The sequence below is a fragment of the Streptomyces albus subsp. albus genome (genome assembly GCF_000725885.1).
In the GTDB taxonomy this organism is placed as follows: Bacteria; Actinomycetota; Actinomycetes; order Streptomycetales; family Streptomycetaceae; genus Streptomyces; species Streptomyces albus.
In genome coordinates this window covers 125,378-142,941 of record NZ_JODR01000010.1, presented here as the reverse complement: position 1 = coordinate 142,941, position 17,564 = coordinate 125,378, and the positions used below count along the sequence as shown (strand labels likewise).

The following is a 17,564-nucleotide window of genomic DNA, read 5'->3' as shown; positions in this document are numbered from 1 at the left end:
CGTACACCATGATTCCCGGAGAGATCCTCTACGCCGAGGACCCGGTGCCGGTCAACGAGGGTGCCGAGGTGACCCGGCTGACCGTGCTCAACGCCGCCGACCGCCCCGTCCAGGTCGGCTCCCACTACCACTTCGCCGAGGCCAATCCCGGACTGGAGTTCGACCGCGAGGCCGCGCGGGGCAAGCGCCTCGACATCGCGGCCGGCACCGCCGTCCGTTTCGAGCCCGGCATCCCCGTCGACGTCGCCCTGGTCCCCATCGGCGGCAGGCGCATCGTCGCGGGTCTGCGTTCCGCCACAGGAGGCCCCCTCGATGCTTGAGCTGTCCCGCGCCGCCTACGCCGACCTGTTCGGCCCCACCACCGGTGACCGCGTGCGGCTCGCCGACACCTCGCTCGTCATCGAGATCGAGGACGACCTGGCCGGTGGTCCCGGACGCTCCGGCGACGAGGCGGTCTTCGGCGGGGGCAAGGTCCTCCGCGAGTCCATGGGGCAGTCCCTTGCCACCCGCGCCGAAGGCGCCCCCGACACCGTGATCACCGGCGCGCTCGTCCTCGACCACTGGGGCATCGTCAAGGCCGACATCGGCATCCGCGACGGCCGTATCGTCGCGCTGGGCAAGGCCGGCAATCCGGACACCATGGACGGTGTCCACCCGGATCTGGTGATCGGCCCGGAAACGGAGATCATCGCCGGGAACGGCAAGATCCTCACCGCCGGTGCCATCGACACCCACGTCCACTTCATCTGCCCCGACCTCGTCCGGGAGGCGCTGGCCTCCGGCATCACCACGCTCGTCGGCGGCGGCACCGGACCGGCCGAGGGCTCCAAGGCGACCACCGTCACCCCCGGCGCCTGGCACATGGCCCGCACCCTGGAGGGCATGGACGGCTTCCCGGTCAACGTCGGTCTGCTCGGCAAGGGCAACACCGTCTCGCGCGAGTCGATGTTCGACCAACTCCGCGCCGGAGCCGTCGGGTTCAAGATCCATGAGGACTGGGGCGCGACCCCCGCCGTCATCGACGCCTGTCTGTCGGTCTGCGACGAGACCGGCGCCCAGGTGGCCATCCACACCGACACCCTCAACGAGGCCGGATTCGTCGGCGACACCCTCGCCGCCATCGCCGGACGCGGCATCCACGCATACCACACGGAAGGCGCCGGCGGCGGGCACGCGCCCGACATCATCACCGTCGTCGGCGAGTCCAACGTGCTGCCGTCCTCCACCAACCCCACCCGGCCGCACACCGTCAACACCGTCGAGGAACACCTCGACATGCTGATGGTCTGCCACCACCTCAACCCCGCCGTGCCCGAGGACCTCGCCTTCGCCGAGTCCCGGATCCGGCCCAGCACCATCGCCGCCGAGGACACCCTGCACGACCTCGGTGCCATCTCGATCCTCTCCTCCGACGCGCAGGCCATGGGCCGTATCGGCGAGGTCGTGCTGCGCACCTGGCAGACCGCCCATGTGATGAAGGAGCGGTACGGAGCGCTGGCCGGCGACGGACGCGCCGACAACCTGCGGGCGCGCCGCTACGTCGCCAAGTACACGATCAACCCCGCCGTGGCCCAGGGCATGGACGACGAGATCGGCTCCGTGGAGCCGGGCAAGCTCGCGGACCTGGTGCTGTGGGACCCGGCGTTCTTCGGCGTCAAGCCGCAGGTCGTCATCAAGGGCGGGCAGATCGCCTACGCGCAGCTCGGGGACGCCAACGCCTCCATCCCGACCCCGCAGCCGGTGCTGCCCCGGCCGATGTTCGGGGCGACGGGGCGGGCGCCGGGGGCCAACTCCGTCAACTTCGTGACGCAGACCGCGCTGGACGACGCGCTCCCCGAACGGCTCGAACTCGGCAAGCGGTTCGTCGCCATCCGCGACACCCGGCCCGTCACCAAGGCCGACATGCGCCAGAACGACGCCCGTCCCGATGTGCGGGTCGATCCGGACACCTTCACCGTCACGATCGACGGCACCCCCGTCGACCCGTCCCCGGCGAAGACCCTGCCCATGGCGCAGCGCTACTTCCTGTTCTGAGAGCAGCGCTGGTTCCTGTCCTGGAAGACGGCGCGACAACTGCCCGCGACCGGTGCCCGGCTCATCGGGACCGGCGTGTTGCGGGGGACCTCCGGGGCCCCGCACCGGTGCGCGGGCCCACGCGGGTACCGAGGTCCCGCCGGAAGGGCGGGGCGCCCGTCCCGTTCGGCGGCCGGGCCCGCCGTGCAGCAGCGCCGGGCCCGTACGGCGCCCGGAGAGAGTTGGAGGTCCCATGAGCGGCAGCGCCGCACTGTTGGTGCTCGCGGACGGGCGGTTCCCGGCGGGCGGGCACGCCCACTCGGGAGGCGCCGAGGCGGCCGTACGTGCGGGCCGCATCCGCGACGCGGAGAGCCTGCACCGCTTCTGCGCCGGCCGGCTGCACACGGCCGGCCTGACCGCGGCGGCCCTGGCGGCGGCAGCCGCGGCCGGCACCGATCCGCTCGTGCTGGACGAGGCCGCCGATGCCCGCACCCCGTCCCCGGCATTGCGCCGCACGGCCCGCAAGCTGGGCCGGCAGATGATGCGGGCGGCGCGGGCGGCCTGGCCGGGGCCGGAGCTGGACGCGCTGGCGGCGGCCCGCCCCAAGGGCGCCCACCAGCCGGTGGTGCTGGGGCTGGCGGCCCGGTCGGCCGGGCTGGGCCCGCTGGATGCCGCGTACGCCGCCGCCTACGAGAACGCGAGCGGTCCGGCGACGGCGGTGGTCCGGCTGCTCAGTCTCGACCCGTTCGACGCCACCACCGTCCTGGCCCGGCTGGCGCCCGAGATCGAGGAGGTGGCGCGGCGGGCGGCGGCGGTGTGCGACGGGCCCGTCGACGACCTGCCCGCGGCCTCCGCGCCGCTGCTGGAGATCACCGCGGAGCAGCACGCGGCGTGGCCGGTCCGCCTCTTCGCGTCCTGACCCCCGCCGCGCCCGGTGCTCCGCGCCCGAACAACCACGAACCGACTGGGAGAAATCATGCATCTCGACCACGGCACCACCTACCCCGAGCGGCACAGCGCCTCGGCGATCCGTCCCGACGGCACCCGCCGGGCGCTCCGTGTCGGACTCGGCGGTCCCGTCGGCTCCGGCAAGACGGCGACCGTCGCGGCGCTGTGCCGCGCGCTGCGCGACCAGTTGTCGCTGGCGGTCGTCACCAACGACATCTACACCCGTGAGGACGCCGCGTTCCTGCTCCGCGAGGCGGTGCTGCCGCCGGAGCGGATCACCGCGGTGGAGACCGGGGCCTGCCCGCACACCGCGATCCGGGACGACATCTCCGCGAACCTGGAGGCCGTTGAGGACCTGGAGGACGAGGTCGGGCCGCTCGACCTCATCCTGGTCGAGTCCGGCGGCGACAACCTGACCGCGACGTTCTCCAAGGGGCTGATCGACGTCCAGATCTTCGTCATCGACGTGGCGGGCGGCGACGACATCCCCCGCAAGGGCGGTCCGGGTGTCTCCACCGCCGATCTGCTCGTCGTCAACAAGACGGACCTGGCGCCCTACGTGGGGTCCGACCTGGCGGGCATGGAGCGGGACGCCAAGCAGCAGCGGGGCGAACTGCCGGTGATCTTCCAGTCGCTGCGGCAGGAGCCGGGTGTCACGCCGGTCGCCGACTGGGTGCGTTCCCAGCTCACCGCGTGGACGGGACAGGCGGCCGAACCGGCGGCGTCGGCGGGCCGGTCCGCATGACGACGGCCCTCGCGCCCACCGGCGTCAGCGCGCTGGCCCGGATCACCGCCGCGCCCGACGGGCGCGGCGGTACCGCCCTGCCGCTGCGCAGCGGGGAGGGCCCCTTCGCACTGCGCCGTACCCGCTCGGCGGACCCGTCCTGTGCCCGCGTCACACTCGTCGGTGCGATGAGCGCGCCGCTGGGCGGGGACCGGCTGGCGATCGAGACGGTCGTCGAACCGGGGGCCGCCCTGCGGGTGGACGGCAGCGCCGCCACCTTGGCCCTGCCCGGTCGTACGGCGGAGCCCGCGCGCTACGACGTGCGGCTCGACGTGGGGGAGGGCGGCCGGCTGCACTGGCTGCCCGAACCGTTGATCTCCGTGCGGGGCAGCGAACTGCACCAGAGCATCCGCGCCGAACTGGCGCCCGGCGCACGACTGGTGCTGCGGGACGAGCAGGTGCTGGGCCGGGCGGGGGAGGAGCCGGGCCGGCTCGGCAGCAGGCTGACGGTGTACCGGGCGGGGCGCCCGCTGCTCGACCAGCGGCTCGACTTCGGGCCGGGCGCGCCGGGCTGGGACGGCGGCGCTGTGCTGGGCGGTCACCGTGCGGTGGGGCAGTTGCTCGTGGTGGACCCCGCGCTGGCGGACGCACCGGCCGCGCCGCGGGTGCTGGGGGAGACGGCGGCGGTGACTCCGCTGGCCGGTCCGGCGGTGCTGGTGACGGCCGTGGCGCCGGACGCGCTGTGCCTGCGCCGGGTGCTGGACGAGGCGTTGACCTCGCTTTCTTGGTGAGCGCGGCGCAAAGATACGGCTTGGTAAAGAACCAATCCTTGCCCTGTCCCTTACTGCCTGTGAGGGACAAGGATCCCCCTGACACCACCACCGTGGTCACCGACCACCGCCGTCACACGCGGCAGCACCCGAAGGGGGAGAATTCGTGACCAGACGGAAGGCGGCCATAGCCGCCGCCGGCACCCTCGCCGCCGGAGCGCTCACGGCCGGCCTGATATCCGTCCCGTCCGCTTTCGCGGACGGGAACGGCACCCACGCGCAGACCGCGAAGCGGCACGGCAGCGCCGAGGCGCGCGGCGTCCAACTGGCCGCGGCCCGCGCCGCCCGCGCCGGCATCGACTGGAAGGACTGCCCGGCCGACTGGGGCCTCCAGAAGGGCGTCGAGTGCGGCTGGGTGACCGTTCCGCTCGACTACGCCAAGCCCCACGGCAAGCAGATCAAGATCGCTGTGGACCGGGCGCGCAGCACCGGCAGCAAGGAAGAGCGGCAGGGCTCCCTCGTCTACAACCCCGGCGGCCCCGGCGGCTCCGGCCTGGCCTTCCCCAACCGCATCCCCGCCAAGAACGCCCTGTGGGCCAAGGCCGCGACCGCCTACGACTTCGTCGGCTTCGACCCGCGCGGCGTCGGCCACTCCGCGCCCATCTCCTGCGCCGACCCGCAGGAGTGGGTCAAGGCCCCCAAGCTGGACCCGGTCCCCGACAGCGAGGCCGACAAGCGCACCCAGCGCAAGCTCGCCAAGGAGTACGCGGACGGCTGCAAGGAGCGCAGCGGCGCCCTCCTCGCCCAGATGACCACGCCCAACACGGCCCGCGACCTCGACGTCATCCGTGCCGCGCTCGGTGACAAGAAGCTCAACTACCTCGGCGTCTCCTACGGCACCTACCTGGGCGCCGTGTACGCGGAACTGTTCCCGGGCCACATCCGCCGCATGATCACCGACAGCGCGGTCAACCCCTCCCCGCGCAAGGTCTGGTACGAGGTCAACCTCGACCAGGACGTCGCCTTCCAGACCCGCTGGGAGGACTGGAAGCAGTGGGTCGCCAAGCACGACGACGTCTACGGCATCGGCTCGACCCCCGAGAAGATCGAGGCCAAGTGGCGCGAGCTGCGCGCCACCGCGAAGAAGACCCCCATCGGCGGCGTCGTCGGCCCCTCGGAACTGCTGGGCTTCTTCCAGAGCGCGCCGTACTACGACTCCGCGTGGGCGAGTGTCGCCGCGGTGTGGTCCGCCTACCTCAAGGGCGACGAGAAGCCGCTGATCGAGGCCGCGGGCCCCGACATGTCCGATGTCGCGGGCAACAAGGCCAGTGAGAACAGCAACGCCGTCTACACCGCCGTCGAGTGCAACGACGCCCAGTGGCCGCGCGACTGGAAGACCTGGGACCGGGACAACACCCGGCTCCACGAGAAGTACCCCTTCCTCACCTGGTCCAACGCGTGGATGAACTACCCGTGCGCGGTCTGGCCCCTCAAGCAGCACAAGGCGCTCGACATCCGCACCAGCACCTCGCACCCCGTACTGATCATCCAGGCCACGCGTGATGCGGCCACCCCGTACCCGGGCGGTGTCGAGCTGCACAAGCGCCTCAAGGGCTCCCGGCTGATCACCGAGAAGGACGCGGGCTCGCACGGCATCACCAACCTGAAGAACCCGTGCATCAACGAGCGCGTCGACGCCTACCTCCTCAAGGGCACCGTGGACGCCAAGGACGTGACCTGCACCCCGCACGCCGAGCCGAAGCCGGCCGCCTCCGCGGCCAAGGCGGCGGCGCAGGCGAAGGCGGCGGACGTCCCGGCGCTCACCCCGTGACGCTCCCCGCCATCCTGCCCGGCGCACCGGACGCGCGCTGAGCGGACGGTACGACGACGAGGGGCGGGCCCTGACGAATCGGGCCCGCCCCTCACCCATGGGCGACGGCACAGTGGGCCGGCCTCATCCGTGGCGCACGTCACCGCCACCCGCCGTGGGTCTCACGGCCGGTGCGCCGCCAGCCAGCGGTCCTCCGCCGCGTAGTCGAACAGGTCGCCCATCGGGTCGTAGGCCGCGGCCATCTTCGGCAGCGCCTCCCGCCAGTCCCGCCCGCGCAGCTCGCCGGCCAGCCACTCCAGCGTCGCCGGGAGGGACTGCTCATAGGTGGTCACCGGCCGGTAACCCAGCTCCCGTTCGGCCGCCGACATGTCCAGCACCAGGGAGTGGGGGAGCGACCACGGGGTCGAGCCCACCATGGGTGCCTCGGCCGGCGGGGGACCTTCCAGCAGCACCGTCTCGCACTCCCACCCCAGCACCTCGTCGTGGAGCCGCGCGATCCGCTCGACGGTCGGTGCCTCGGGGTCGGCCGCGTTCAGGACGCGCGACCCCGGCCTGCGGGCCGCCAGCCGCACCAGTTCGGCGACGTTGTCCACGTGGACGGGGTGGAAACGGCTCCGCCCGCCGTGCGCCAGCACCCGCACCCGCCGCCCGTCCAGCCACCGTTTGACCAGCCATGCCTCGCGCGGCGTGCGGCAGTACGGACCGTGGACGGCGCCCGCCCGCAGCATGGTGACCGGCAACCGGTCGCCCAGCGCCGTCAGTTCCCTCTCGATCAGCACCTTGCGCGCACCGTAGGTCTCGCCCGGATCCATCGTCCCGTAGGTCTCGGGAACGGGCACCGGATAGCGTGGCCAGCCGTCGGGCCGGTCCTGCGTGGCGAAGCTCCGGCCCTTCTCGTCCTCGTACACCGCGGCGCTGGAGAGCACCACGGCCGAGCCGATCCGGCCGGCCAGTCCGGCGATCTGCCGGGCGTGCTGCGCGGTCATCGCCGTCACGTCCAGCAGCAGATCGACGCCGTCGCCGACGGTCTCCTCCAGGGCGCCCGGCTCGTCACGGTCCACCGCGACCGTCCGCACCTCCTGCGGCCACCGGTCGTCCCGGCCCCCGCCGCGGGACGCCGCCGTCACCTCCCACCCGTCCTCGGCCAACGCGGCCACCGAGGGCCGTCCCATCTGTCCTGTCGCGCCCAGCACCAGGGCACGTCGTCCACTCACCATGCCGGGCACGCTAGAGGGCCAATGTGCGGCGCCGACAGGGGATTTCGCCCTCGACGATTACGCTGCGGGCGCAGCGGCCGTGCCGCGGACGCGCCCGGTCCCGGAGGGGACGCGGGGTCCTGGCAGGTCCCGGACCGTGGTGTCCCGCCCCCGGCAGCACGGCTCCGTCCCGCCGGCGGGGCGCGTCAGCCGCGAGGCGGGCGCCGCCGGGCGGGCCGGCCCGCCCGGCCGGACCGCGCCGCCTGTGCGGACCGTTTGGCCCGTGCGTTCCGCTCAGCCTGTGCGGCCTTCGCGTCCGGCGCGTACATGTCCACGTACTCCTGCCCGGACAGCAGCATGATCTCGTGCATGATCTCGTCGGTGACCGCCCGCAGCACGGTCCGTTCGTTCTCCAGGCCGGCGAACCGGGAGAAGTCCAGCGGCTCGCCGAACCGGATGGTCACCCGGCCGATGCGGGGGAGCTTCCGTCCCGGCGGCTGGAGTTCGAACGTACCGACCACGGCGCACGGCACCACCTTCGCCCCGGCGCCGAGCGCCATCGAGGCCACCCCCACCCGGCCCTTGTAGAGCCGACCGTCGTGCGAGCGGGTGCCCTCCGGGTAGATGCCCAGCAACTCGCCCCTGGCCAGTACCCGGAGCCCCTCCTCGACAGCCGCGCGGCCGGCTCCCTTCCCCGACCGGTCGACGGGTATCTGGCCGACGCTGTGGAAGAACGCCGCCGTCAGGCGCCCTTTGAGGCCCGGGCCCGTGAAGTACTCGGCCTTGGCGAGGAAGGTGATGCGCCGCTTGAGGATCGCGGGCATCACGAAATGGTCGGAAAACGACAGATGGTTGCCGGCCACGATCGCCGGGCCCTCGTCCGGTACGTTCTCCAGCCCCTCGATCCGGGGCCGGAACACCAGCCGCAACAGCGGCCCCAGCAGCACGTACTTGAGCACGTAGTAGAACACCTGGGCTCACCTCCCGTGTCGCGCATCCGGCTGTCGGGGGCCCGGGCCGGTCGGACTGATGCTGACTCCTCGCTGACTCCGTCGCCCCCTCGACAGGCAGTGCGACCGGGCCACCGATCGTACGCCCGCCCGGCCCGCACGGAACCGTCCTTCGCCCGACCCGGCCCCCGCCGTCCGCTCCCCGCCGCGACACCCGGGCACGGGAACGGGTCTCCGGCGGCCGGTCGTACAGGAATGAGGCTCTGTGACGGTCACCGCGCGCGGACCCGTGTCACCATATGCGCGTTCGAAAGCGAGCAACTTCTCCGGATCCTGCCGGAGTTGAGGAATCGAGGAGATGCGTGGCGCAGGAGAACCGGCCGGACGGTGAAGGGACACCCGGCAGCAGACCGACCCCCGACGGCGGCAGCGGCGCGGGCCCGGGCGGCGGCGGTACGGACGGCCGGCCGGTGAAGGGACCGCCGCCCATGCCCGCGCAGCCGCCCGGGCCCCCCGGCCCTGCGCCCGGTCCCGCGGGCGGCCCTCCGCCGGACGCCGGCCGGCCCGCCGGCCCTGCGGGGTTCGGGGCCCCCGACCCCGGCGCCTGGCACACCCCCGCCCCACCGCCGGCCGGGCCGCCCGCGGCTCCCGCCCCCGGGACACCGGCCGGCCCCACCACCCCCGCCGGATTCGGCGCCCCTCCCGGTCCCGGAGCCCCTCCCGGATTCGGCGCGCCTCCGGGGCCGGGTGCGCCCCCTGGGCCGGGCGCCACCGGTCCGGGCGGGCCCTGGGGAGCCCCGGTGCCGCCCCGGCCGGGCAACCGCCGCTCCGGCGGCAGGATCGCCGCCATCGTGATCGCCTGTCTGCTCGGCGTGGCCCTCATCGGCGGCGGAGCGGTCTTCGCCCTCTCGGTGGTGTCCGACAACTCCGGCGGCGGCGACGAGCCGGACGTGCCCTCCGACGCGCTGGAGGTCGCATGGAAGAGCGGCCTGCCGCGCTCGACCGCGTCGTCCGGCAGCACGGTGCAGTGGCCCGCCCGCTGGCTGGCGGGGAGCACGCTCGTCCTCGGCGACGAGAACGGCGTGCGCGCCTACGACACCGGCACGGGACGGCAGAAGTGGAAGGTGAAGCCGCCCGAGGGGGCGGGGGAACCGTGCGCGATGGCGCCCGAGGCCAGCGGCAACGGGGTGGGCGCGGTGCTGTTCGACGCCGGGGGCGACGAGTGCTCCTATCTGGCGGCGATCGACGTGGACACGGGCGCGGTCACGTGGTCGAAGAAGCTCGCCAGCGAGTACGGCGCCAACGTTCCGCAGGTGTACGCGGGCACCAAGCACATCACCGTCGGCCTCAACTCGACGGAGAGCATCCAGATGTTCGACGTGCGCAGCGGCGCCCCCTCCGACCCGCTGGCCTCGGCCCGCATCAACTGCCGCTACAGCTACGTCTTCAGCGCCCAGCACGTGGTGGCCAAGCCCGACTGCCGTGACGAACTGGTGGTCCTCGACACCCAGTACGGAGGGCGGCCCACCACCGTTTCGAAGCAGCAGGGCAAGCCGCTCCGCATCCTGTCCGACCATCCGCTCACCGTGGCGGCGACGGTGGGGGAGGGGGACTCCAGCCCGCCCAGGGTGCTCAATTTCGCCAAGGACGGCGAGTCGGTCAGGAGCGTCGACCTGACCGGCAAGGCGGCGGACGTGGTGTTCAACGACAAGGACAACGGCATCACCGAGAGCGGCCTGTACTTCTGCAAGCTGCGCGACGGCTCCGTCGCGGCGCTAGATCTCAGGAGCGGCAGGGTGCTGTGGGAGGGGAAGGGCGGCGGCAGCGCCTTCGTCGGTTACGACAGCGCGCACCGGCGCATGCTGATCGCCGAGCCCGATCCGGAGAAGTCCTACTGGTCGCGGGTCGGCGCACTCGACCCGGACACCGGGAAGCTGGAGCCCGTCGGCACGATGGTGCTGCCCGACGGCACCTATCTGTCCGGCAGCAGGGCGCTGTACGCCTACGAGACGGGCAAGGTACTGGCCATCGGTGAGCGGGCCGACGACGGCAAACGGCTGGTGGTGGCTTTCGAGGCGCAGGTGCCCGCGCCCTGACCGGTCGCGGCTCCCCGCTCCGGTGCTCGGTACCGGAGCGGCCGGGCCGCCGCCCGGGACCTGATGGGCCATCAGGTCCCGGCCCAGGTCCGGTCCTCCTCGTCGGACAACGGTTCACGCGGTAACGCACGGGGCGGTTCACGCGGGGATTCGGGCGAGGACGGTTCGTGCGGTTGTTCACGTGGCGGTGGTTCGCGCGGCGGTGCGGTGCCGTCGCGTCCGCGCCGCTCACGCAGCGCGGTGCAGAGGGCGGCGGCGCCGGACAACAGTGCACCCAGGCCGCCCAGTGCGTTGAGGACGGCGACAACGGTCTCCATGGCCCCTCCGACCGCAGGCCGGATGCGGGAGGTGGACGGTCAGGCGGCGAGCGTCACGGCTGCGGAGTCACGCCAGGGCCCGGCCTTGCCCGGCGTCTGCTCGTGCGTGGACACGCTCTCGGTTTCCCTCGGGGAGCGCGAGACGGGGTCGGCCTCGTCCCGGCGCCGGGTCGGACGCGGGGAACCCGCGAGGGTGAGGGCGGACAGCGGTACGTGCCCAATTCCGGCGTGCGACATCATGGGTGCCCTCCTCTCCACGGGGGCGATACGCCTGGTTCATCCCCTTGTGTACCGCACGTCAATCCTCGTCTCAGCCGTTCGGCCCTCCCCGGGTGGCCCGTTCGCGCCTTCCGGGTCAGGACCCCAGGTAGCGCAGGACGGCGAGGATCCTGCGGTTGTAGCCGGAGGCGCGCGGCAGGTCGAGCTTGTCGAAGACCGCGTTGAGGCTCTTCTCGACGGTGCTCAGGGACAGGTGCAGCTGCTGTGCGACGGCCGCGTTGGTGTGCCCCTGGGCGAGCGCTTCCAGCACGCTGAGCTCGCGGGAGGTCAGCCGGGCGAGCGGGTCGCTGTGCGCGGAGCGCACCACCAACTGCCGTACGACCTCCGGGTCGAGGGCCGTACCGCCCTCGTGGACGCGTGCGAGGGCGTCGAGGAACTCCTCGACCTGCGCCACCCGGTCCTTGAGCAGATAGCCGACCCGCTCGGTACCCGGGGCCAACAACTGTGCCGCGTAGTGGCGTTCCAGGTGCTGGGAGAGCACCAGCACGCCCACCCGGGGATGACGCCGGCGGATCTCCAGAGCGGCGCGCAGGCCCTCGTCCGTGTGGGTGGGAGGCATCCGGATGTCCACGACGGCGATGTCCGGCGGCCGGGCCGCGACCTGGTGCAGCAGGCTCGCCGCGTCACCGACCGCCGCCGTCACCTCGTGCCCCTCCTCCGCCAACAGCCGCACGAGCCCCTCCCGCAGCAGGGTCGAGTCCTCGGCCAGGATCACGCGCACGGCAGCTGAGCGGTGATGGTGGTGGGTCCCCCCGAGGGGCTGTCGACATGCAGGCGGCCGTCGAGGGCGCCCACCCGGTCCCGCAGTCCGGACAGGCCGCCGCCCGCCGGGTCCGCGCCTCCCGTCCCGTCGTCCCGTACCCGGACCACGAGCGTGCCGCCGCTTCGCCGGACACTGACGGACACGGTGCTCGCCGACGCGTGCTTGGTCGTGTTGGTCACCGACTCCGAGACCACGAAGTAGGCGGCGGTCTCGACCGTCGCGGGCAGCGGCCCGGGGACGTCGTAGTCGACCCGGACGGGCACGCCGGACCGTTCGCACACCCCCGCCAGCGCCTCGCGCAGCCCCAGGTCGTCCAGCACCGCCGGATACACCCGCCAGGTCACCTCCCGCAGCTCGTGCAGCACGTCCTGCGCCTCCTGGTGGGCCTGCCGCAGCAGCTCGTTCGCCCGTGCCGGCTCCCGGTGCCGGCGGGCCCGGCCCAGCAGCATGGCCAGCGCCACCAGACGCTGCTGCACCCCGTCGTGCAGATCGCGTTCGATGCGGCGGCGTTCGCCGTCCACCGCCCGCAGCACGGCGGCCCGGCTGGTGGCCAGCTGGGTGATCCGCTGCCGCAGCGCCTCCTGCTCGGTCGGCCCGAAACACGCGCGGGCCAGGCGGGCGTCGTGGGCGGCGAGCGAGCGCAGGCCCTGCACGTTCAAGAAGAGCAGGACGGTGCCCAGCAGCGCCTGGCCGAGCAGCTGCGGCCACGTGACGCTGCCCCGCAGCAGGCCGGCGGCGAGCAGCGCGGCCAGTCCCGCGCCGAACACCAGCAGAAGCAGCACGAACCCGGTCACCAGGCCCGTGCACGTCCGGGCCGCGAGGTAGCGCAGGAGCCGGTGGTCGGGCAGCCGCCGGGCGGGGAAGCGGTCGGCGAAGAACACCACGCGGCGCCGGTGTTCGGCCGCGGCCAGGACTCGAGCGCCCGGGCCGAGCCACCGCAGGGCGGCCGGCCGGGTACGGGGCCACAGCAGGAGGGGACCGAGGGGAAGGCCGACGAGGACGAAGTACAACAGGCCGACCGGAGCGGTGAGGCAGCCCAGGAGCAGCCCGGCGACACGCCGCGGCAGCGGGGGCTGGGGCGCCGGCGCATCGGGCTCACCGGACGCGGGAACACCGGACCCGCCGGCCGGCTCGGGGAACCGGGGCGCGGGCAGCTCTCCCGCGCCGGCCGGTGTGCGCGGTCCGCGGGACCCGTCGTCGGCCGTCTCCCCCACGGGGCGAGAGAGTAGCCGTGGCCCACTCCCGCGGCAAGATCGTTCCTCCGGCGCCCGGACGGGCACGGGCTCGCGGTCCCTCACGGGGTGCGACGGTGCCGGGCGTCGCCGCCGCGGGAGCGGACGCGCACGACGACGTACAGGACGACGGCCGCGGCGACCAGGACGAGAACGGCCTTGCTGAGCACACCCACGTACGTCTCCACGGTGTCCCACCGGTCTCCCAGCCAGTAACCGGCCAGCACCAGGACGGTGTTCCACAACGCGCTGCCCAGGGTGGTCAGCAGCACGAACACCGGCAACGGCATGCGCTCGATACCGGCGGGCACCGATATGAGGCTGCGGAAGACCGGGACCATCCTGCCCGCGAACACCGCCTTGGTGCCGTGCTTGGCGAACCACACCTCCGTGCGTTCCAGATCGGAGGGCTTGACCAGGGGCAGCCGGGCCCACAGGGCGTGCATTCTGTCGCGGCCGAAGAGCATGCCGATCCAGTAGAGGACGACGGCACCGGCCACCGAGCCGAGTGTGGTCCACAGCAGCGCCGAGACCAGACTGAGGGAGCCCCGGCCCGCGGCGAAGCCGGTCAGAGGCAGGATCACTTCGCTGGGCAGCGGCGGGAAGAGGTTCTCCAGGGCGATGGCCAGGCCCGCTCCGGGACCGCCCAGGGTCTCCACGAGGTCGGCCGCCCACCCCGCCGCGCCGCCGGCGGGTTCGTCGGGCAGTGCGGCGAGGGGAACGGGCGCGGCCATGAGGTCCATTCGGGTGTCTCCAGCGTGCTCGAGGGGCCGGTGCGGCGTGTGCCGCCGCGGCGTACGCCTCACGCTAGGCGGGCCCCGGCCGGCGCCGGTATGCGGATTGCCCTCGGGCTCTTACGGTTTCCCGCATCGGCGCGGCCGGCCCCTCGGTGGTCGGGTTCCCCACGTTGGTTTCGGTCTCCCGCGTCGGGATCGGCTGCCGTTTCGTGCCGCCTTGGCGCGTTCCGGGCGCGCGGTGGTCGGGCACGCACCCGGACACAGCGTGTCGGCCGTCGGGTGGTCGGGCGTCTCGCCCGGCTGTCGTTCGCCGGGCCGTCGGGGCCTGGGGTGTTTTCCCCGGCTGTCGTGCGCCGGATGGACCTGCCCGGCTGCCGTGCCTCCGGTCTCGGTCATCCCCGTCCGGCCGCCGTGCGCCGGGAGGAGGCCCCGCTCGCCGACCGGCGCCGGCCGGTGGTGCGACCGGCCGTTGCGGTGGGCCGGGCGCCCGGCGGGCATCATCACGGGCTGCGGTGGTACTGCGGACGGTATGGCTGGTATCGAGCTGAGAAGCGCGGCGTTCAACGATCACGCATTCCTTCCGGACCGCTATGCCAAGGCGGGCGAGAACGTCTCACCCCCACTGGCCTGGTCCGGCGTACCCGGCGACACGGCGGAGCTGCTGCTGTTGTGCGAGGACCCCGACGCGCCGACGGGGACCTTCCTGCACTGGCTCGTGACCGGAATCGACCCGCTGTCCACGGGCGTGGACAGCGGGCAGACGCCCCCGGGCGGCCGGCCGCACACCAACGGGTTCGGGGAGGAGGGCTGGGGCGGTCCGCAGCCGCCGGTGGGTGACGACGCGCACCGGTACTTCTTCCGTCTGTACGCGCTGCCCGAGTCGCTGCCGCTCTCCGAGGGCGCCACGGCCGACGACGTACGGGAGGCCGCGGAGCGTGCGGCGCTGGCCGACGGCACCCTGGTCGGCCGGTACCAGCGCTGACCGGGCCGACCCCTCCCGGCTGAGCGCTAGGCGCCGCGGGCCGCTTCTTCCGACGGCAACGGCGCGAGCGAGCCACCGGGAGGGCGGTGATCCGTGTCCGGTGTACGCGGTGGTGACCGCGCCCGGTCAGCCGGGGAGCGGTCCGTCCTCGCGTGCGCCGCGTACGGCGTAGGTGAAAGCGCGCTCGCCCAGCAGTTCCTCCACGGCGTCGAGGAGCCGGAGGACGTCGGCGGCGATCTCCTCGGGCCCGCGGCCCGCGACCAGCCGGCGGCCGATCTCCGCGAAGACCATGGAGTGGAACCAGCCGATCTGGCCGGCCACCGCGCACAGCACCGGGTCGTCGCGTTCGTCGCCGGTCTCCTCGGCGAGCTGGGCGGCGAGGGCCTCGGTCATCTCCCGCCCGAGATCCTCCAGCCGGGCGGCGAGGGTGGGGGCGGACCGCATCATCTCGAACACCGCCCCGAAGCCCTCCGTGAGGCCGAGCTGCCGCTCCCGCCCGTGTACCTCCTGCCGGAGCCGGTCGAGGACGGCGCGGGCGGGCGAGACGCCGGATGCCCGCTCGCGGACGATGGCGGCGAGGCGCTGCGGTGAGGCCTCGTCCGGCGGCAGGACGAGGTCCTCCTTGGCCTCGAAGTAGTTGTAGAGGGTGTTGACGGAGACCTCGGCCTCGGCCGCCACCTGGGCGATCGTCACCTTGTCGAAGCCGTGCTCGACGAACAGCCGCATGGCCACTTCGCGGATGCGCCGCCGTGTCTGCCGTTTCTTGCGTTCCCGCAGCCCTTCCTCGCCCATGGGCAGAAGTCTAACCCGACTGTAAAACTGAACTGCATTGCAGATTTGCAGTCGACTGTGCTTCCATCGGCTCATGGACACCCCGACCACCCCGGCGCACAGCCCCGAGCCCGCACTCGACGTACGCGGACTCTCCCTCACCTACACGCTCAGGACCGGCCCCGTGCACGCCGTACGCGGCATCGACCTGACCGTCCCGCGTGGCGAGATCCTGGGCTTCCTCGGACCGAACGGCGCCGGGAAGACCAGCACACTGCGGATGCTCACCACCCTCCTGCGCCCCACCGGCGGCACCGCCCGGGTCGCCGGTCACGACCTGCTGACCCAGCCGGCCGCCGTCCGCTCCCGCATCGGCTACGTCGCCCAGGCCGGCGGGCTCGACCCCTCGTGCGGTGTGCGGGAGGAGCTGGTCACCCAGGCCAGGCTGCACCGCATGCCCGCCTCCGAGGCCCGTCGCCGCGCCGACGAACTCGCCGGTGACCTGGGGCTGACGGATCTGATGGGCCGGCCCGTCGCCGCACTGTCCGGCGGACAGCGGCGGCGGCTGGAGATTGCCCTCGGGCTCGTCCACCGGCCGCAGGTGCTCTTCCTCGACGAACCCACCACCGGTCTCGACCCGGCCGGCCGCGCCGACGTGTGGGAGCTGGTCCGCCGCATCCGCCGCGACCACGGCACCACCGTCTTCCTGACCACCCACTACCTGGACGAGGCCGACACGCTCGCCGACCGGATCGTCGTGGTGGACGGGGGCCGCACCGTCGCCGAGGGCAGCCCCGAGGAGTTGAAGCGCACCCACGGCCACGGGCCCGGCGCCACCCTCCAGGACGCGTTCCTCGCCGTCACCGGCCGCGCCCCGCGCCACGCGCCCCTGGCCGTCTGACCGCACGGCCGGTCCGGGCACCCCGCCTTCCCGCGCTGTCCGACCGCGCGGCCGGTCCGGCACCGGCCCACCCCTACCCCGCAGTCACCCCACCGACCCCGGCCGACCCCACCGGCATCCGCCGGCCACCGCTACGGAAACGACACCGCCATGACCACCAGCACCGTCCACCCCGCCCCCGCCCCTGACCTGCCGCACCCCGGCGGCCGGCTGTGGGCCGACACCGCTCTCGTCTTCGGCCGCTGCCTGCGGGCCACTCTCCGCTCGAAGACGAGCCTGTTCTTCGGCATGCTCCAGCCACTGCTCTTCCTCGCCCTCTTCGGCCCGCTCCTGACCGGCCTCGACCTGGGACGGCAGGGCTCGTCCTGGCAGACACTGGTGCCCGGCATCCTGGTGCAACTCGCCCTGCTGGGCGGGTCCTACGTGGGCATGGGGCAGCTCGTGGAACGGAACACGGGGGTCGTCGACCGGATGCGGGTCACCCCCGTGGCCCCGCTCGCCCTGCTGCTCGGCCGCACCCTGCGCGACGTCGTGCAACTGGTGGCGCAGTCGGTGCTGCTCGTGCTGCTCGGTGTCGCCCTCGGCCTGCGCGCCCCGGTGGGCGGGATCGTGCTGGGCCTCGCCTTCGTCGCCGTACTGTCCGCCGCGCTCGCCGCCCTGTCCCACGGGCTCGGCATGCGGATGCGCAGCACCACCGAGTTCGCCGCCGTCGCCAACACCACGGTGCTGCCGCTGATGCTGCTCTCCGGGCTGCTGCTGCCCATGGACCTGGCCCCCGACTGGCTCGACGGAGTCTCCCGCGTCGTGCCCTTCCGCTACACCGTCGAGGCGGTACGCGACGTCTTCCGCGGCGACTTCGCCACCCACACCGTCGCCGTCGGCTCGGTGGTCACCATCGCCCTCGCCGCCCTCTGCCTGGCGGGGGCCGCCCGTCTCCACCGCAGGCCGCACGGCACTGCGGCATGAGCGGCACCGTGCGGCCGGCGCCACCGCGCGGGCCGCACGGTGCATGAAAGGGCGGACAGCGGCTACCCGTCGGGCGCACGCGAGACGA

The 17,564-nt window shown here is 73.5% G+C and carries 18 protein-coding genes; 10 read left to right on the top strand and 8 right to left on the bottom strand.

Features of this window, described 5'->3' with window-relative positions; all coding sequences use genetic code 11:
- The first annotated feature begins 8 nt into the window (after positions 1-8).
- The 6 genes from IO40_RS0113295 (at position 9) to IO40_RS0113270 (ending at position 6,286) form a co-directional block, all read left to right on the top strand.
- On the top strand, positions 9-320 hold the full coding sequence (locus IO40_RS0113295) for an urease subunit beta (RefSeq protein ID WP_016467451.1): 312 nt from the start codon (positions 9-11) through the stop codon (positions 318-320).
- The gene (locus tag IO40_RS0113290; protein ID WP_031175458.1) at positions 313-2,034 is read left to right on the top strand and encodes an urease subunit alpha; all 1,722 of its coding nucleotides are present in this window, start codon (positions 313-315) and stop codon (positions 2,032-2,034) included. Before IO40_RS0113295 ends, IO40_RS0113290 begins: the two co-directional genes overlap by 8 nt.
- 232 nt (positions 2,035-2,266) lie before the next feature.
- Complete coding sequence (locus tag IO40_RS0113285) at positions 2,267-2,932, top strand: urease accessory protein UreF (RefSeq protein ID WP_031026781.1); 666 nt, start codon at positions 2,267-2,269, stop codon at positions 2,930-2,932.
- Positions 2,933-2,989: 57 nt separating this feature from the next.
- On the top strand, positions 2,990-3,706 hold the full coding sequence (gene ureG / locus IO40_RS0113280; protein WP_016467448.1) for an urease accessory protein UreG: 717 nt from the start codon (positions 2,990-2,992) through the stop codon (positions 3,704-3,706).
- On the top strand, positions 3,703-4,476 hold the full coding sequence (locus IO40_RS0113275) for an urease accessory protein UreD (RefSeq protein ID WP_016467447.1): 774 nt from the start codon (positions 3,703-3,705) through the stop codon (positions 4,474-4,476). Before ureG ends, IO40_RS0113275 begins: the two co-directional genes overlap by 4 nt.
- Positions 4,477-4,621: 145 nt before the next feature.
- On the top strand, positions 4,622-6,286 hold the full coding sequence (locus IO40_RS0113270) for an alpha/beta hydrolase (protein ID WP_016467446.1): 1,665 nt from the start codon (positions 4,622-4,624) through the stop codon (positions 6,284-6,286).
- 161 nt (positions 6,287-6,447) lie between these two features.
- On the opposite strand, the gene IO40_RS0113265 is transcribed toward IO40_RS0113270, so the two are convergent.
- Positions 6,448-7,503, bottom strand: a complete 1,056-nt coding sequence (locus IO40_RS0113265; RefSeq protein ID WP_031175457.1) for an NAD-dependent epimerase/dehydratase family protein — start codon at positions 7,501-7,503, stop codon at positions 6,448-6,450.
- Positions 7,504-7,688: 185 nt separating this feature from the next.
- Complete coding sequence (locus IO40_RS0113260; RefSeq protein WP_016467444.1) at positions 7,689-8,453, bottom strand: lysophospholipid acyltransferase family protein; 765 nt, start codon at positions 8,451-8,453, stop codon at positions 7,689-7,691.
- A 779-nt stretch (positions 8,454-9,232) separates the two neighbouring features.
- Between IO40_RS0113260 and IO40_RS0113255 the strand changes: the two genes are divergently transcribed.
- A complete protein-coding gene (locus tag IO40_RS0113255) occupies positions 9,233-10,528 on the top strand; it encodes an outer membrane protein assembly factor BamB family protein (RefSeq protein ID WP_016467442.1) in 1,296 nt (431 codons plus the stop codon).
- A 71-nt stretch (positions 10,529-10,599) separates the two neighbouring features.
- Here IO40_RS0113255 and IO40_RS0113250 read toward each other — a convergent pair whose 3' ends face one another.
- The 5 genes from IO40_RS0113250 to IO40_RS0113230 form a co-directional block, all read right to left on the bottom strand.
- On the bottom strand, positions 10,600-10,845 hold the full coding sequence (locus tag IO40_RS0113250; RefSeq protein ID WP_016467441.1) for a hypothetical protein: 246 nt from the start codon (positions 10,843-10,845) through the stop codon (positions 10,600-10,602).
- 39 nt (positions 10,846-10,884) lie between these two features.
- Positions 10,885-11,085 carry a hypothetical protein gene (locus tag IO40_RS0113245; protein ID WP_016467440.1) on the bottom strand — a complete coding sequence of 67 codons (201 nt, stop codon included), beginning with the start codon at positions 11,083-11,085 and terminating at the stop codon, positions 10,885-10,887.
- A gap of 115 nt (positions 11,086-11,200) precedes the next feature.
- Positions 11,201-11,845 (bottom strand): response regulator transcription factor, encoded by a 645-nt coding sequence (locus IO40_RS0113240; RefSeq protein ID WP_031175456.1) that lies wholly within the window; start codon positions 11,843-11,845, stop codon positions 11,201-11,203.
- Positions 11,836-13,101, bottom strand: coding sequence for a sensor histidine kinase (locus IO40_RS0113235; protein ID WP_016467438.1), 1,266 nt, complete (start codon positions 13,099-13,101; stop codon positions 11,836-11,838). Before IO40_RS0113235 ends, IO40_RS0113240 begins: the two co-directional genes overlap by 10 nt.
- Before the next feature lie 80 nt (positions 13,102-13,181).
- Positions 13,182-13,862, bottom strand: coding sequence for a DedA family protein (locus IO40_RS0113230; protein WP_016467437.1), 681 nt, complete (start codon positions 13,860-13,862; stop codon positions 13,182-13,184).
- Between the two features lie 523 nt (positions 13,863-14,385).
- On the opposite strand from IO40_RS0113230, the gene IO40_RS0113225 reads away from it, so the two are divergent.
- Positions 14,386-14,838, top strand: coding sequence for a YbhB/YbcL family Raf kinase inhibitor-like protein (locus IO40_RS0113225; protein WP_016467436.1), 453 nt, complete (start codon positions 14,386-14,388; stop codon positions 14,836-14,838).
- Positions 14,839-14,964: 126 nt separating this feature from the next.
- On the opposite strand, the gene IO40_RS0113220 is transcribed toward IO40_RS0113225, so the two are convergent.
- Positions 14,965-15,630, bottom strand: a complete 666-nt coding sequence (locus tag IO40_RS0113220; RefSeq protein WP_016467435.1) for a TetR/AcrR family transcriptional regulator — start codon at positions 15,628-15,630, stop codon at positions 14,965-14,967.
- Positions 15,631-15,703: 73 nt separating this feature from the next.
- Between IO40_RS0113220 and IO40_RS0113215 the strand changes: the two genes are divergently transcribed.
- Together IO40_RS0113215 and IO40_RS0113210 are read left to right on the top strand one after the other, a co-directional pair.
- Positions 15,704-16,510 carry an ABC transporter ATP-binding protein gene (locus IO40_RS0113215; RefSeq protein WP_016467434.1) on the top strand — a complete coding sequence of 269 codons (807 nt, stop codon included), beginning with the start codon at positions 15,704-15,706 and terminating at the stop codon, positions 16,508-16,510.
- 150 nt (positions 16,511-16,660) lie between these two features.
- A complete protein-coding gene (locus IO40_RS0113210) occupies positions 16,661-17,476 on the top strand; it encodes an ABC transporter permease (RefSeq protein ID WP_016467433.1) in 816 nt (271 codons plus the stop codon).
- Positions 17,477-17,564: the final 88 nt, after the last annotated feature.